This window comes from Marinobacter similis, from assembly GCF_000830985.1.
GTDB classification, from domain to species: Bacteria; Pseudomonadota; Gammaproteobacteria; order Pseudomonadales; family Oleiphilaceae; genus Marinobacter; species Marinobacter similis.
Map to the genome: position 1 here is coordinate 2,959,307 of NZ_CP007151.1, position 16,300 is coordinate 2,975,606.

Annotated in this window: 13 protein-coding genes and 3 pseudogenes; 8 read left to right on the forward strand and 8 right to left on the reverse strand. The window is 55.2% G+C overall.

Features of this window, described 5'->3' with window-relative positions; translation table 11 throughout:
* The first annotated feature begins 494 nt into the window (after positions 1–494).
* From AU14_RS13740 to AU14_RS13765, 6 genes and pseudogenes are all read left to right on the forward strand, one after another.
* Positions 495–2,213 carry an acetolactate synthase 3 large subunit gene (locus tag AU14_RS13740; RefSeq protein WP_041341686.1) on the forward strand — a complete coding sequence of 573 codons (1,719 nt, stop codon included), beginning with the start codon at positions 495–497 and terminating at the stop codon, positions 2,211–2,213.
* A gap of 22 nt (positions 2,214–2,235) precedes the next feature.
* Complete coding sequence (gene ilvN / locus AU14_RS13745; RefSeq protein WP_041341689.1) at positions 2,236–2,706, forward strand: acetolactate synthase small subunit; 471 nt, start codon at positions 2,236–2,238, stop codon at positions 2,704–2,706.
* 65 nt (positions 2,707–2,771) lie between these two features.
* Positions 2,772–3,786 (forward strand): annotated as a pseudogene (gene ilvC, locus AU14_RS13750) (ketol-acid reductoisomerase).
* Between the two features lie 90 nt (positions 3,787–3,876).
* Positions 3,877–4,728, forward strand: coding sequence for a CDP-diacylglycerol--serine O-phosphatidyltransferase (pssA, locus tag AU14_RS13755; RefSeq protein WP_041341692.1), 852 nt, complete (start codon positions 3,877–3,879; stop codon positions 4,726–4,728).
* Between the two features lie 101 nt (positions 4,729–4,829).
* Entirely contained in the window at positions 4,830–5,804 is a 975-nt protein-coding gene (msrP, locus tag AU14_RS13760) for a protein-methionine-sulfoxide reductase catalytic subunit MsrP (protein WP_041341695.1), read from the forward strand.
* Positions 5,805–5,826: 22 nt separating this feature from the next.
* Positions 5,827–6,444 (forward strand): protein-methionine-sulfoxide reductase heme-binding subunit MsrQ, encoded by a 618-nt coding sequence (locus AU14_RS13765; protein ID WP_236744085.1) that lies wholly within the window; start codon positions 5,827–5,829, stop codon positions 6,442–6,444.
* 148 nt (positions 6,445–6,592) lie between these two features.
* On the opposite strand, the pseudogene AU14_RS13770 reads toward AU14_RS13765, so the two are convergent.
* A pseudogene (locus tag AU14_RS13770) lies at positions 6,593–6,805 on the reverse strand (cupredoxin domain-containing protein); the annotation flags it as partial.
* Positions 6,806–7,005: 200 nt separating this feature from the next.
* Here AU14_RS13770 and AU14_RS13775 point away from each other — a divergent pair.
* The gene (locus AU14_RS13775; RefSeq protein ID WP_022990681.1) at positions 7,006–7,671 is read left to right on the forward strand and encodes a response regulator transcription factor; all 666 of its coding nucleotides are present in this window, start codon (positions 7,006–7,008) and stop codon (positions 7,669–7,671) included.
* Positions 7,658–8,992, forward strand: a complete 1,335-nt coding sequence (locus AU14_RS13780; RefSeq protein WP_041341701.1) for an ATP-binding protein — start codon at positions 7,658–7,660, stop codon at positions 8,990–8,992. The genes AU14_RS13775 and AU14_RS13780 overlap by 14 nt, the downstream gene beginning before the upstream one ends.
* Positions 8,993–9,112: 120 nt before the next feature.
* Here the strand turns inward: AU14_RS13780 and AU14_RS13785 are convergent, their stop codons facing one another.
* The 7 genes and pseudogenes from AU14_RS13785 to malE all read right to left on the reverse strand — a co-directional run bounded on the left by AU14_RS13785 (position 9,113) and on the right by malE (position 16,078).
* A complete protein-coding gene (locus AU14_RS13785) occupies positions 9,113–9,727 on the reverse strand; it encodes a tyrosine-type recombinase/integrase (RefSeq protein WP_041341702.1) in 615 nt (204 codons plus the stop codon).
* Positions 9,728–9,974: 247 nt separating this feature from the next.
* Positions 9,975–10,670, reverse strand: a complete 696-nt coding sequence (locus AU14_RS13790; protein WP_041341705.1) for a hypothetical protein — start codon at positions 10,668–10,670, stop codon at positions 9,975–9,977.
* A gap of 15 nt (positions 10,671–10,685) precedes the next feature.
* Positions 10,686–11,420: a HupE/UreJ family protein gene (locus AU14_RS13795; protein ID WP_407942803.1), complete on the reverse strand. Its 735-nt coding sequence runs from the start codon at positions 11,418–11,420 to the stop codon at positions 10,686–10,688.
* A gap of 48 nt (positions 11,421–11,468) precedes the next feature.
* Complete coding sequence (locus AU14_RS13800; protein WP_236744086.1) at positions 11,469–11,807, reverse strand: hypothetical protein; 339 nt, start codon at positions 11,805–11,807, stop codon at positions 11,469–11,471.
* 516 nt (positions 11,808–12,323) lie between these two features.
* A complete protein-coding gene (malG, locus tag AU14_RS13805) occupies positions 12,324–13,214 on the reverse strand; it encodes a maltose ABC transporter permease MalG (RefSeq protein WP_041341711.1) in 891 nt (296 codons plus the stop codon).
* Between the two features lie 9 nt (positions 13,215–13,223).
* The gene (gene malF, locus AU14_RS13810) at positions 13,224–14,717 is read right to left on the reverse strand and encodes a maltose ABC transporter permease MalF (protein WP_094191221.1); all 1,494 of its coding nucleotides are present in this window, start codon (positions 14,715–14,717) and stop codon (positions 13,224–13,226) included.
* Between the two features lie 163 nt (positions 14,718–14,880).
* Positions 14,881–16,078, reverse strand: a pseudogene (gene malE, locus AU14_RS23475) (maltose/maltodextrin ABC transporter substrate-binding protein MalE).
* Positions 16,079–16,300: the final 222 nt, after the last annotated feature.

A 16,300-nucleotide genomic window follows, 5' to 3' on the forward strand; every position in this document is an offset into this window, starting at 1 on the left:
AAATCTGTGTGCCCGGATTCATCTCGGTGCTAGTACGTATTCAAGGACATCATGCCACCGGTGTCAGCATTTTTCTTCCATTTGGTTCAAAACTCCGCAAGACAATGTCGCCCGGCGTCTTTTTTGGGGTGCGATCAGGGTGCGATGGAGGGGCAATAAAGGCGTGACGGCTATTGACAGGGAGTTTCCCGCTGTCAGAATTACCGATTGCCTGAGGACTGGGGTCAATACGGCAGGCAATCCCGAGCGAGTAACCCCCGTTAATCACCACACTGAACGCACCGCGCCGTCGTCGCGGGATGGTTGTTGCTTACTTGCAACCCGTTGATTGGCCGTTCTCCGCAACCCTCAGGAGGGCGGCTGGCCATGAGACAACCTCTTATTAAGGTGTGGAGGAGCAGCCGGTTCCGCTTTCACAAGAAGCAGGGAAACCGTGAATCCAGGCAACCGGGTGTACCCCGGCTCATTCACTCGTAGGAAGAGGGTAGAAAATCGTGGAGTTATTGTCTGGCGCCGACATGCTCATTCGTTCCTTGCAAGATGAAGGGATCGAATACGTTTACGGCTATCCGGGTGGTGCAGCCCTTCATATATATGACGCGCTGTTCAGGCAGGACAAGGTCAAACATATTCTGGTCAGGCATGAGCAGGCTGCGGTCCATATGGCCGACGGCTACGCCCGTGCGACCGGAAAACCAGGTACCGTACTGGTGACCTCGGGTCCTGGAGCCACCAACACCATTACTGGCATTGCCACCGCCTTCATGGATTCCATCCCCATGGTGGTGCTGTGCGGTCAGGTTGCGTCCACACTGATTGGCGAGGATGCCTTCCAGGAAACCGACATGATCGGTGTTTCCCGCCCGGTGGTTAAACACAACCTCAGCGTTCGTCACCCGGAAGACATTCCCGAGGTGATCCGCAAGGCCTATTACATTGCCGCCACAGGCCGCCCCGGCCCGGTTGTGGTTGATATCCCCAAGGATATGACCACGCCGAACGAGCGTTACGAGTATTCGTACCCCAAAAAGGTCAAGCTGCGCTCCTACAACCCGGCCATTCGCGGCCACGCCGGTCAGATCAAGAAAGCGGTCGACATGATGCTGGCGGCCCGCCGTCCGATCATTTATGCCGGTGGCGGTGTTATTCTGGGTAAGGCCTCTGAGCAGCTGACCGAACTGGTTCGCACTCTTGGTTACCCGATCACCAACACGCTCATGGGTATCGGCTGTTATCCGGCCAGCGACAAGCAGCACCTTGGCTGGCTGGGCATGCACGGCACTTACGAAGCCAACATGGCGATGCACCACTCGGATCTGATTCTCTGTGTCGGGGCGCGGTTTGATGACCGGGTCACCAACGCCACCGAGAAGTTCTGTCCGGGCGCCCGCATCATTCACATCGATATCGATCCGGCGTCCATCTCCAAGACTGTGGATGCTGACGTTCCCATCGTGGGGCCGGTTGATGCGGTGCTGAAAGAAATGCAGGCGCTGGTGAAAGAAAGTAAGGAAAAGCCGGACGCGGATGCGATCGCTGCCTGGTGGAAGCAGATCGACGAGTGGCGCGCCTTCCACGGCATGCGTTACGAAACCAGCGACGATGTGATCAAGCCCCAGGAAGTCATCGAGATGCTGTGCAGGCTCACCAACGGTGAAGCCTTCGTGACCTCCGATGTGGGGCAGCACCAGATGTTTGCGGCCCAGTACTACAAGTTCGACAAACCCAATCGCTGGATCAACTCCGGTGGCTTGGGCACCATGGGCTTCGGTTTGCCTGCGGCGATGGGCGTCAAGCTGACGCACCCGGACGATGAAGTGCTGTGCATCACCGGTGAAGGCAGTATCCAGATGAATATTCAGGAGCTGTCCACCTGTAAGCAGTACAACCTTCCGGTGAAGATCATCAACCTCAACAACCAGGCCCTGGGCATGGTCAAGCAGTGGCAGGACATGAACTACGAGTCCCGTCACTCGCAGTCCTACATGGAGTCGCTGCCGGACTTTACCAAGCTGGCAGAGGCGTATGGCCATAAGGGCATGGTGATCGACAAGAAGGCCGATCTGGAAACCAAGCTGAAAGAAGTGTTGGCGATGAAAGACGAGCTGGTGTTTGTCGACATCTACGTTGATCGCTTTGAGCACGTCTATCCGATGCAAGTAGCCCGCGGTTCTATGAAGGACATGTGGCTCAGCAAAACGGAGAGGGTGTAATCATGCGTCGAATCATTCTGTTTTGCTTGAAAACGAACCGGGTGCATTGTCCCGCGTTGTTGGCCTGTTCTCCCAGCGGAACTACAACATCGAAACGCTGACTGTGGCGCCCACCGAAGACGAGACCCTGTCCCGTCTGACCGTGACCACTACCGGGTCGGACAAGGTCATCGAGCAGATCACCAAGCAGCTCAACAAACTGATTGAAGTGGTCAAGCTGGTGGACCTGACTGAAGGCTCCCACATCGAGCGCGAACTGATGTTGGTCAAGCTGAAGGCCACCGGTTCCCAGCGGGCTGAGATCAAGCGTACCGTGGACATCTTCCGGGGCCAGATTGTTGACGTCACCAGTTCGGTTTATACCGTTCAGCTGGCGGGCGACAGCGAGAAGCTCGACGGATTTATCCAGGCGGTTGGCACCTCCGGTGTCCTCGAAGTGGTGCGTACCGGTGTCTCCGGCATTGCCCGCGGCGAAAAGGTTCTCAGCCTGTAACGGCTATTGATACGAATTGAACATCATGGCCTGATAGGGCCATTACAAATAACAGAGGTTTTGTCATGCAGGTTTACTACGATAAGGATTGCGATCTTTCCATCATCCAGGGCAAGAAAGTTGCCGTCATCGGTTTCGGCTCCCAGGGCCACGCTCACGCGTGCAACCTGAAAGAGTCCGGCGTTGACGTTACCGTTGGCTTGCGTCCGGGTTCGTCTTCCATTGCCAAGGCTGAAGCCTATGGCTGAAGACCAGCGACGTGCCTTCCGCCGTTGCTGCCGCTGACGTGGTCATGGTCCTGACTCCGGACGAGTTCCAGTCCGAGCTTTACAAGGCCGAAATCGAGCCGAACCTGAAGCAGGGCGCCACACTGGCCTTCGCTCACGGTTTTGCCATCCACTACAACCAGATCGTCCCGCGTAAAGACCTGGATGTCATCATGGTTGCTCCGAAGGCTCCGGGCCACACCGTGCGCACCGAGTTCGCCAACGGTGGTGGTATTCCTGACCTGATCGCCATCTTCCAGGACGCTTCTGGCACCGCCAAGAACGTTGCCCTGTCCTACGCCAGCGGCATCGGCGGCGGTCGTACCGGTATCATTGAAACCACCTTCAAGGACGAAACTGAAACCGATCTGTTCGGTGAGCAGGCCGTGCTGTGTGGTGGTGCCGTTGAACTGGTCAAGGCCGGTTTCGAGACCCTGACCGAAGCGGGCTACGCGCCGGAAATGGCGTACTTCGAGTGCCTGCATGAGCTGAAGCTGATTGTTGACCTGATGTACGAAGGCGGCATCGCCAACATGAACTACTCCATCTCCAACAACGCGGAGTATGGTGAGTACGTGACTGGCCCGGAAGTCATCAACGAGCAGTCTCGCGAAGCTATGCGCAACGCGCTGAAGCGTATTCAGAGTGGTGAGTACGCAAGATGTTCATCTCTGAAGGCGCTCTCAACTACCCGTCCATGACTGCGCGTCGTCGCCAGAACGCGGCGCACGAGATTGAAACCGTGGGTGAGAAGCTCCGTGGCATGATGCCGTGGATCTCTGCGAACAAGATCGTGGATAAAGACAAGAACTGATCGGGTTTCTGACTAGTTCTTGAGAAGCGCGGCCCGGGTGGCCGCGTTTTTCGTATATACTCCGCCCAAACGCTTTCCGGAGTAATGGGAATGACTGACGAAAGAAAGAATGCCGAAACCGACGCCCAGCACGTGTCGTCGGAGCAAAAGCACGAACAGGTTTCCGAGTATGAAGTGGAAGCCGGTGAAGTGGTTGAAGAGGAGCTGGTAGAGGGAGCCCCGGTTCGCCGCAAGGGCATCTACCTTCTGCCGAATGCACTCACGACAGCGTCCCTGTTTTCGGGTTTTTACGCCATCGTGTCTGCGGCCAATGGCATGTTCGATAACGCGGCTATCGCGATTTTCGTGTCCATGATTCTCGACGGTCTCGATGGCCGCGTCGCCCGCATGACCAATACCCAAAGCAAGTTTGGTGAAGAGTATGACTCTTTGGCCGACATGGTGGCATTTGGTGTGGCACCCGGTTTGGTGGCGTTTTTCTGGTCCCTTAATGGTCTGGGGAAAGTAGGCTGGGCAATAACCTTTATCTATGTGGCCGGTGCTGCCCTTCGCTTGGCACGCTTCAACACCCAGATTGGCTCCGTCGACAAGAAGTTCTTTGTCGGCCTGGCGAGCCCCGCCGCGGCCGCCTGTGTGGCTGGTCTGGTGTGGTGTTTCCACGAATTCGAACCGTCTTCCTGGCTGACGCTGCTGACAATTATTGTGGTAGGTGGTACCGGCGTGATGATGGTCAGCAACATCCTGTACCGCAGCTTCAAAGATCTCGATATGCGTGGACGGGTGCCATTTGCGGCAATCCTGCTCGTGGTTCTGATCTTTGTCGTGATCGCGCTTGATCCAGCGACCGTACTATTTACCGGGTTCTTGTTGTATGCCCTGTCAGGTCCGGTGCGGGCGCTGTTCAGAGGCAAACCCAAGCGTGGTGCGGAGGAGTCTGCGTAAGGTAATGAGTCCCGGGCTTCTGTGGCCCGGGAATTAAATGCGGAACCTCCGGTCAACCTTACCAGCGCCCGATGCCCGGGCGACTTGAGCGGAGAGTTTCGATGTTGATTAAGAGTCGCCCCTCCTGGGCACTGTCCCACCGCCACGTTACCCCCGAACACATCTATCTGAACCGTCGCCGATTCATGTCCGGTGTTGCCGCTGGCGCTGCGGGCCTCGCTATGCCCGGGTTACTGTCTGCAGCGGCGGCCCCGGTTCAGGGCGAGCCGCTCGATTTCACTCGTGCGCCCCAGTTCTCCACCGGGGAAGAAAAAACTCCGTTCAAAGACGTTATCCGCTACAACAACTTCTATGAGTTCGGGACCGGAAAGGACGACCCGGCCAAGTATGCCGAGTCCATGTCGGTTGATCCCTGGTCCGTGATTGTGGATGGCGAGTGTGGCAAGCCGGGTACCTATGCCCTCGAAGACCTGCTTCGGCCCCATGACTATGAGGAGCGGGTATACCGGTTACGGTGCGTAGAAGCCTGGTCCATGGTGATTCCCTGGGTCGGGGTACCGCTTGCCGATGTAGTGAAGCGGCTGGAGCCGACGTCCAAAGCCAAGTATGTCTATTTTGAAACCCTGGAGGACCCGGAGCAGATGCGAGGACAGCAGTCGATATTCAGCACCATCGATTGGCCGTATCGGGAAGGGTTGCGAATGGATGAGGCCATGAACGAATTGGCGTTTCTGGCTGTCGGCCTCTATGGCAAGGCTCTACCTAAACAAAATGGTGCGCCGATTCGATTGGTATTGCCCTGGAAATACGGGTTCAAGAGTATCAAGTCCATTGTCAGGATTCGTTTTCAGGAAACGCGGCCGAAGACCACGTGGGAGCGAATTGCTCCCAGTGAGTATGGCTTCTACGCCAATGTGAATCCTGAGGTCGACCACCCGCGCTGGAGTCAGAAGCGCGAGCGTCGACTGCCATCGGGGTTGTTGTCACCAAACTGGATCGAGACTGAAAAGTTCAATGGTTATGGTGAGCAGGTCGCTGGCCTCTATAAGGGCATGGACTTGCGGAAGTTCTATTAATGCCGGGAATGCTCGGTATTGAGTGGCGCCGAAGTGCGGGGGTGCTGCTAGGGTTCCGCTGGCTGGTGGCGGTGCTGGCATCTTTGCCTCTTATGTTGTTGGTTGGGGATATGTCAGTGGAGCCGTGGGACCGGATCCCGGCCAGATCATTACCGAGGCGCTTGGCCTTGCCGCCTTCCAGCTGCTGTTAGCAACTTTGGCGATGACTCCGCTCCGGCGCTGGACCGGTTGGGGCGGTTGGCTACGGGTCCGGCGCATGCTCGGTCTGTTTGCCTTCTTCTATGCGGTGCTCCATGTTCTGGCTTTTCTGCAATTCATTCTTGGTTGGTCGGATTTGTGGGCCACCTTTACCAAGCGGCCTTACATCATTGCCGGCGCGGTGGCATTTCTGTGTCTTGTGCCGCTGGCTGTAACGTCGCCTGTGAGTGCGATGCGCAGGTTGGGTCCTTATTGGAAGCGTTTGCACAAGTTGATTTATCTGGCTGTGGGTGTTGCCTGGGTCCATTTCCTATGGCAAGCAAGAAGTGATCTGGGTGAAATGGTGATGTACGGTCTGTTATTGGCGATTCTGTTAGGGGTGCGAGCTATTGGTCAGGCTGGTCCAGTCTGGTCCCTCTTAAAAAGGGCTGATATTGGTTGAATACTGCTCAAGTTGTGCGCTTGTTAACCTGCCTCATGCGTGGAAACCCGTAGTTTTGGAATTTTCTTCCCAAAGCGCGTTGACAGTTTTCCTGACGCCTGTAAAATGCGCACCACTTCTGAGGGACAAGCCACTGACACAGCGGCTACCGAGGGGTTTCACCCGGCTTTACACTGATTTCTTCGGGTTCGTAGTAGTTGTCGTACATCTCGACAGTTATGGTTCGGCTGGCCTCCGACGCTTTGCCAGGTTCACCGCTTGTAGCGCCGTGCCCGTGGCCACCATCATGGGCGCCAGCCGCAAACGCTGTTGCCGACATTGAAAGCGCCATACCCGCTACGAATAGTTTTGATGCATTCATCTTTTTATCCTCTGTAAAATAAAACTCGCGAAAACACTGCTGGATTGAGCCCCAATCTTGAGCAATGTCCAGAATCGGTTGTTACCTTCTCTCACTAACCTGAATTCTTTCTGAAAAACTCGAACTATTTTCCGTTCAGGCTGAATTCAGGTTAATCAGTCACACTTTCGACCGCGGACCATACAGAGAAGGAAAAACTCATGCGTTTACTGCTCGTCGAAGATGACCGCTTGCTTGCTGAGGGTCTGGTCAGGCAGTTGGGAAAAGCAGGTTTCAGCGTTGATACAACTCCCAGTGCCCGAGAAGCCGTCGTTCTGGGTGAGCAAGAGGATTACCGTGCTGTTGTTCTGGACCTGGGTCTACCTGATGGCAACGGGCTGGACGTATTGAGAAAGTGGCGAACGAATCACGTCAGCTGTCCGGTCTTGATTCTGACCGCGAGAGGCGATTGGCAGGATAAGGTTAACGGCTTGAAAGCCGGGGCAGACGATTACCTGGCAAAACCTTTTCAGACAGAAGAGCTAATCGCACGCCTCAACGCACTCGTGCGTCGAAGTGAAGGAAGGGTCCATGCTCAGGTTAAAGCCGGCCGCTTTGAACTGGACGAAAACCGCCAAAGCCTCAAGATGGACGACGGCGTGGAACATACACTTACCGGCACCGAATTCCGGCTGCTACGTTGTTTGATGAGCCGCCCTGGCCACGTCTTTTCCAAAGAACAACTAATGGAACAGCTTTACAACTTGAATGATAGCCCGAGTGAAAACGTCATTGAGGCGTATATTCGGAGGTTAAGGAAGCTAGTGGGCAGCGAAACCATCTCAACACGACGCGGCCAGGGGTACATTTTTAATGCGATTCCTTAAAAAGCCTGCGTCCGTAAAAGGAACCTTGCTTGCGCTGTTACTGCCCGCCGGAATTGGTCTAATGGGGGTAGCGTGGTTGGTCCATGGTTTGCTACTCGACCGAATGTCCCGGGAGTTCGTTGAAAGCCGACTGAAAGATGAAGTCGCTTTCCTTGAACACCAGATTCGCGACGCGAATGGTGAAGTTGACACTCTCCAGACGGGCGATTATTTCCAGGATGTTTTTCATCATGCCTTTGCCATACATACACCCGAACAGACCATCATTTCACCCGATACTTGGGAGCCCTTGTTAACGCCTCTGATTGAAAACGAAGAAGACGGAACCGTTCGCGTAGAAGATGCCGAAACCACTGATACTCCCTTAGACATCCTCGCCTACCGAAAGTCTTTTCAGGTCGGTGAAACACCCATCGTCGTAATCGTTTCTGAAGATCTGGGTGCGCTGAAACGCAGCCAAGCTGCACTTCATGCCTGGACCGCCGTAGTATCAGTTCTGTTGATTATGCTCTTGGTCGCCGTGCTCTGGTTCGGTATCACGATGTCCATGCGACCGGTTGTCACACTCAAAGCCGCATTAAAAAGACTCCAGGACGGAGAGATCTCCCGAATCAACGTTCAGTCGCCAGAGGAGTTCCACCCGCTGGTTCTTCAACTAAATCAGTTGCTGGACTCCTTAGATCAGCGACTGGAGCGCTCCAGGGACGCTCTCGCAAACCTGTCTCATAGCGTCAAAACCCCCATCGCAGCCGTCCGGCAGATACTGGAAGACGACACACGTCCCCTCGACACTACTCTTAGGCACCAGATGGTGGAGCGACTACGCGATATCGATAGGCAATTAGAGGCTGAAATGCGTCGAAGCCGTTTTGCAGGGCCCCAGATTGGGAAAAGCGCCTACCCCATAAAACAGGCACGGGATCTTTTGTGGATGCTCGGTCGTTTATATCCGGAAAAGTCGTTTGAACTATCGAGTTCTCTGCCTGAAGACAGCCGATGGCCGATAGAAGAACATGATCTTAATGAAGTATTGGGCAACTTACTGGACAATGCTGGCAAATGGTCTTCGAGATGCGTAGAGCTCTCTGTGGAACAAGGCAGCGGCTTCAAGCGAATAGTTGTTGCTGATGATGGCCCAGGGGTTAATCACAAGGATTTAGCCAGTTTGGGCCAAAGGGGTCTGCGGCTAGATGAGCAAACACCTGGGCACGGTCTCGGCCTTGCTATCGTTCGAGATATAGTGACTCGCTATGAAGGTAAAATCAGCTTTTCGACTAAGTCCTGTAGCGGTTTACGCGTTTCTATCGAATTATTAAGATAAAATCGAATGTTCGCTTTTGTTTAGCAACTGGAGGAGCCTGATCGCAACCCGAGGGTGATCATCGACTGGAGCTGGCAGCTTCTGCGGCATCCACAGGACCAAGGACACAAGTTACGCAACTTAGATCTCAATACTCTCGGCTATCTCCAGAGCATCCTCCACCTCGACACCAAGGTATCGCACTGTACTGGACATATTTGTATGGCCGAGTAACAACTGGACCGCTCGAAGGTTTTTGGTCTTTTTGTAGATCAGTGTTGCTTTGCTGCGTCTCATTGAGTGAGTGGCATAGACTGAAGGATCGAGTCCAATGCTGGTTGTCCACTTCTTGACGATACGGGCATATTGATGAGTAGTGATGTGATCAAACTTCCTCATCCGGCTCGGCCATAAATAATCCATTCCAGATAGTCCGCGAAGTTCGATCCACGCTTCGACCGATTCGCGAGTCTTTTTGGTTATCTCAAACTGAACAGGCTGACTGGTTTTCTGCTGGATGACTTGCGCCCGATCCAGAACCTCTCCGTTTCTGGAAATATCTCGAACCAAAAGCTTAACCATATCGCAAGACCGGAGTTTGCAATCAATCGCCATGTTGAACATCGCCAGCTCGCGGATGTTCTTTGCGATCTCTAACCGAATACGGATAGCCCATATTTGTTCGAGTTTGAGTGGTAGCTTTTGGCCAACGAGCTTCCCCTTGTTCCAGGGAGCTTTGCTGATAGGAAGTGTCATGACGTGGCCCTCTTCGGAGGGTAAGGGCCTTTAAGTATGGTTCAGAAGATTGTTCTCTGCTGGCCAACCTGGTCGCAAAGCGGACATTCATCCTCGCCCATGCCCAACCATTGTCCTGGCATTCCATTGCGCACGGTACAAGCCTCGAAGTTCCCTCGACGAATGAATCGCTAAGCAATACTTAGCTGAAAAAACCGGCCCCGTGGACGCATGAGGCCGGATGTCGGTACATTTATCAGAGTTTAAATCACAACACCTTCTTCAACTGCCCGTAGTCTCCTCCGGTGCGCAAGACCAGCGTGATGTCGTTATCGTTCCGGTTCCTGAAGAACCAGCCATGGTCGCCGGTGAAGGCTGCTTCCAGCTCACCCTCGTCTTCCGGCACGCCCCGGCCTTTTTCATAGGAAATGGACTGGCCGCTTCCATTGCCATGGGTATCAAAGTTGATCGGGCCGCCCTCAGCCACCCAGGAGAACCGGGCTACGGCACCTTCCTCCATGGTGAGTTTGTATTCGGTGCCTTCTCCTGGTGTGAGGACCACACGCACTTCATCCTGCCACTGCGGTTCCGCAATTTCTGGTTCAGGTGCAGGCTCTGGTTTGGCAGGTGCAGCCTCTGCCTCAGGTGACGGGGCAGGTTCCTCTACGACTTGCGCCACGACAGGTTCTTTCACTTCCGGGGCCTTCTGATCGACCGAGGATTGCACCGCAACCATTTGGGCAGCCTGGTCAGCAGCCGCTTCTTCGGCGAGCTGTTCTTTGATCTCGCCCATTTCTGTCAGGCCCAAAAGCCGACCTGCGCCGGTTGGGTCCAGGGCGTATTCGGCGGGCATGACCACGGTTACCAGCAGAGCCAGCGCCACAACAGCGGCAACAATGGTTGATCGAACCAGCTTGGCGGTGCTGGGCAGTTCTTCACGGTTGGGTATATCGTTGTTGTACATGGGGAATCTCCAGAATCAGGCGACAAAGTAACCGGTGAGCTGATAGCCAAAGAGCAGAAAACCTGCACTCATCATGGCCACGTTAGCGGTGTAGGCATGGCGGAAAAATCCGTCGGTTTTTCGCCAGAAGCTTATGGCAATCAGGATCATGGCCAGGGCGATCAACTGTCCGATTTCCACGCCCACGTTGAAGGCAAGGAGGTTCGGAATCAGGCCGTCCGGCGAGATGTCGTATTCGATGATCTTGGTGGACAGGCCGAAACCATGGAAGAACCCGAAAATCAACGTGGCGGCCTTGGTGTTGGGCTGGAACCCAAACCACCGCTGATAGGCACCTATGTTGTCCAGTGCCTTGTAGACGATGGACAGACCGATAATCGCATCAATGATGTAGCTGTTGATGCCCACGTTGAAGTAAACCCCCAGCAGCATCGTGGTGGAATGCCCCAGGGCAAACAGGCTCACGTAGATCGCGATGTGCTGCATGCGATACAGGAAGAAAATGACACCCAGCAGGAACAGCAGGTGGTCATAGCCGGTGACCATGTGCTTGGCCCCCAGATAGATGAACGCAATGAGGTTTATCCCGGTAATTTCCTGGATGTATCCCTTGTCGCCCTGAGCGACGGCATGGGCGAGCGCATCGGAGCTCACACCCAGTAAGCCCAGGGTCAGAAATATCCAGAACAGACGACTGCCGGTGCCGGTTGAGGACACACCACGACAACCGCCAAGCAAGCTTGACAACATAAAGACTCCAATCGAATTTGTTTTCTCGGGCCGCGAAAGCGGCAAGAATCAAGTGGAAAGGGAGACTTTTGGAGGGCGTTCAAGCCGATAGCGCAAACTGCGGGGAGAACCTCCGGCAAAGGGCACGGGCTGCCGGAGAACGGTCAGGCTTTGGGAAAAAAATGGAATTCTGAGCTGGTCCACGGTCTCGTGGGTGTGGTTGCCAGCATCATGATGCAGTGATGATGTCTCTGGCTCCTCGTCAAAATCGTGGGGGTGTCCATGGCCACCATGACTGCCTGGATTAGCGTCAGACTGGGATTCCCAATCGCCCGCTAACTCAGCCACACCGTGAGAGAACGACTCGCCAATCACCGACAATGAAAGGCCCGCCAATGCAAACAGCATGACGAGCGTCGGAAGCAGCTTTCTCTGGTGGATGGCCGAAATCATCAATCTAATGGGTCGAGTCTGTGGTTGGATTTCAACGAAAACAGAGGATACCACCGCCCCATGGGGGATCGGAATTAAACATGGTAAATGTGTTCACAGTCACCACTTTGACAAAGCTTGAAACAGAATCTGTTGAAGTTCTATTCGTTCATCGTTGAGTGGTTTGCCTTCTAACCGCCGCTTGGCAAAGTTGAATCGCCGCCACCTCTGGAATGGGGTGAATGCAGAGACATTTCTTGTGCAATTCGGGAGGAATCCGAAATTTGGGGTGCTGCGAATGTTCGCTTTTGTTTTGGGAAACATAGGGCCAGCCAAAACCGAAGGCTTAGATCCCCAAAACCTGTCCGGTTCGGCCAAAAAATGGTGACAAGCACACGGAAGAACAAAAAAATCCCGGTCAGTGGGGGGATTAATCTGACCGGGTCGCGAAAAAGTACGCTGGAAGACGCTGTTGTCGCGTAAAGGTAAAGCCTAGCCCTTCACCCCGCCGGCGGTTAGGCCGCCCACAATCCACTTCTGGCAGTACAGGAAGATCAGGGTGATGGGCAGGCCAGACAGCACGGCAGCGGCTGCGAAATCGCCCCAGAGGTAATTCTGTTCGTAGAGGTACTGTTGCGCACCCACGGCCAGTGTCAGCTTATCGGTATCCACCAGCAGCACCGAGGCCATCGGGTATTCCATGATGGTCATGATGAACGCCAGGATGAACACCACCACCAGGATGGGCACCGACAGCGGCAGCAGGATATACCGGAACGCCTGCCAGGTGGTGGCACCATCAACAATGGCAGCCTCTTCCAGGGACCGGTCGATGGAGTCGAAATAGCCCTTGATGGTCCAGATGTGCAGTGCCATACCACCCAGGGAGGCAACAATCACGGCACCGTGGGTGTTCAGGCCAAGCCAGCTGACGTGATTGCCAATCTGATCAAACAGGGCGTACAGCGCAACCAGCGACAACACCGGCGGGAACATCTGGAAAATCAGCATCGACTTCAGCACCGCCCCCTTGCCGGCGAAGCGCATGCGCGCAAAGGCGTAGGCACTGGTAGTCGAGAGCGCCAGGATCAGCACCGATGACGCCACCGCCACCTTGATGGAATTCCAGAGCCACAGCAGCACCGGGAACGGCGGCTGGGTGGTGACTCCGTCTTCCCCGGTGTAAGGCAGGCCAAGCGCCAGGTACCAGTGCTCCAGGGAAGGGTTCTGCGGCAGCAAGCTGCCTGAGGCGAAGTTACCACTGCGGAAGGAAATGGAAATAACCATCAGCAGCGGAAACAGCACGATTGCGATGAAAGCCAGCATGCCAAGATGAGAAGCCAGCACGCGGTATTTGGTTGATTGGGGTTGAACCATCGCCATGGGAAGCTCCTATACCTTGATCTTGGACAGTTTGAGATTGATCAGCGACAGCGCGCCCACAACCAGGAAGATGGCAGTGGCAATAGCGGCAGCCAGACCAAAGTTCTGTCCGGAGTCCTGGAACGCAATCCGGTAGGTGTAGCTCACCAGCAGATCCGTTGTTCCGGCCGGCGTGCTCGCACCGATGATATCGGGTGCACCACCGGTCAGCAGTGCGATCAGGACAAAGTTATTGAAGTTGAATGCAAAACTGGCAATCAGCAGCGGCATCAACGGCTTGATGATCAACGGCAATGTGATGTTGAACAGATTACTGACCGGCCCGGCGCCGTCCATCGCGGAGGCTTCGTAAAGATCCCTGGGGATGGCCTGCAACAGCCCCATGCACAACAACATCATGTAGGGGTAGCCGAGCCAGGTATTCACTATCAGGATCATGGTTCGCGCCAGCGCCGGATCACTAAACCAGTCCGGACGCAGCCCGAACAGGCCTTCCAGCACCAGGTTGATTTCACCGAAGTTCTGGTTGAACAGACCCTTGAACACCAGGATCGAAATGAACGCCGGTACCGCGTACGGCAGGATCAGCATGGTGCGGTAGAAGCCTTTGCCCCGGATCTGGTCCCACTGCAGCAGGTTAGCCAGCAACAAGCCCAGCGCCAGTGTGAAGATCACGGTGGCTACGGCAAAGGACAGGGTCCAGACAAAGATCTGGAAAAAAGGACCACGGATGGTCGGATCGCTGACTACCTTCAGGTAATTGTCCCAACCGATATTGACGGTCCAGCCTGGCGACAGGGTCTCGCCATCGGCGCTGCGGTAAAAGCCGGTCTCGTGATCGGGAAAATAGGTTGTTCCGGTTTGATTGTCGGTCAGGCTGCCATTGTCGTGCTGACTGAACTGCGGATGAATCGCCGCGAAGGAGCGCAAGCTGGCCTGACTGAGTTCACGTCCGTCTTCGGTGATCAGCGTCACCTGCGACAACAACTCGCGCAACTGAATAATGTCGCGAATGCCCAGAGCCTCGCCTCGGGGCTGGCCCGACAGCGGCAGTACCGGCGCCGTAGTTTCGCCGGCCTCCAGCTCCATGGGTGCCGAGGTCAGATTCTGGTGCTTGCCCTTCAGGTGAACGATGTAACCGGCATTGGTCTTGTAGAGCTCGTAGTCGTAGCGCACCGCTTCTGACTGGTAGGTCCGGCTCAGCAGGTTTTCCTGCACTTGCCCGAAACTCAGCAGGTTACTGGCACTGTAGTTGGTGAAACCAATGCCAATGGTGTACATCAGCGGGAAGATTACGAACAGGCCCATGCCGGCGATCGCCGGAAAGATATACCGGTGCGCGTACAGTTTGCGGTTGAAGAACACCATCACCGCAGAGGCTGTAAGCACCAGGAACAGCATGGCGAATACGAACTCGCGCTGGGCGTACAAGGCCAGGATCAGGTAGAGCGACATGCCAACCAAGGCGGCAAGGGCGCTCCACTTCAAAAATGCTCGAAACATGAAGTATCTGCTTTCGATTCCGGGAGAGGACAGGGTTTCCGTTATCATTGTAGTCAGCCCGTAGGTTGCCACCGCTTCAGGGAGGCGGTGGCAGATTGTCGTCCATGGGTGTACTCGTGCGGTTACGGGCAGCGGTCCCTGCTGCCCGAACGGCCCACCGGTATTACCGGGTGATGCGCTGGGCCGCCGCGTTCAAGGCGTCTTCGACAGGCTGTCGGCCAGAGGTGATGTTCTGCAGAGCCGGCCCCATGGATGACCAGAAGGCTCCCATGGCGGGAACGTTAGGCATGGGATCGCCCAGCTGAGCATTCTCGAACGTCGCTTGATGTTCGGGTTTGACGACAGCTCGTCCATGAATTCCTTGTTGGCTACAGCGCCGAGCGGTACGTCGTCATTCACCATTTTCAGGCCTTTGACAGACAGCGCGTAGTTCTCCAGGAATTCAACGGCCAGGTCCTTGTTGGGACTGGCTGAGTTCAGTGTCGCCGCCATAACGCCGACCATCGGTTTGCTGGGCTCACCGTCAACGGTGGGCAGCGTAGTTACACCAAAGTTGATGCCACTCTTCTCCAGGTTGCCCCAGGCCCAGGGACCGTTGATCATCATCGCAGTCTCGCCTTTGTTGAAGCTCGACTCCATAGCGCTGTAATCGGCGCCACGGGGCATAACGCCCTCCTCGATCAACGTGGTCAGCGCCTGTGCGCCCTTGACCGCGCCTTCGGTGTTCACCCGGTGTCCTTCACATTCACGGAGCCGTCATCCGCCTCGGCGAAAATGTAGCCGCCAGCCGCTGCCAGCATGGGCCAGGTGAAGTAGGTGTTGTTGTAGTCCCAAAGAATGGCTTTCTTGCCGTTTGCCGCCAGTTTCTTGTGCACCTCGGGAATGTCCTCGAAGGCGTTTGGTGGCTCCGGCAGCAGGTCTTTGTTGTAGATCAGACCAATCGATTCAACAGCCATGGGATAGCCGTACTTCTTACCGTCGACGGTGACGGCATCCCAGGTGAAACCGTAGTTGGCATCAACCACCTTGCTGGAAGGCTTGATCTCCGAAATGATGCCGCTCTGAGCCCACTCACCAAAACGGTCATGGGCCCAGATAAAGATGTCGGGACCATTGCCGGTAGCGGCGGACTGCTGGAATTTGTCGGTTGCATTGTCAGGGTGGGCAACCTCAACCGGAATGCCGGTTTCCTTGGTGAACCAGTCACCCACTTCCTGCAGGCCATCGTAGCCTTTGTCACCATTGATCCACACCAACAGCTTGCCCGATTCGATTTCTGCATGGGCAGGCGCGGAAAGCCCAACCGTGGCGGCGACGATAGATGCGGCGAGGGTACTGCGAATAAAGAGTCGACGATTCATCAGGTGTTTCCTCTGTCTGTTCTTGCCTTATTCTTGTTGTCCGGCCGTTCGCGAGGTGTTGGTGAGCCGGGATGAACGCAAAATGCTCTTTTGCGAGTCTTTGCACTTTGTTGCAACCGAGCTAAATAAGCATCCCCCCTTATTTCATTCCCCGAGGCGTAGCGCGGGGGAGTAGAAAGGCGTAGAGATCTCCGTCTACCACCCCGGTTCCGACTCTGCTTT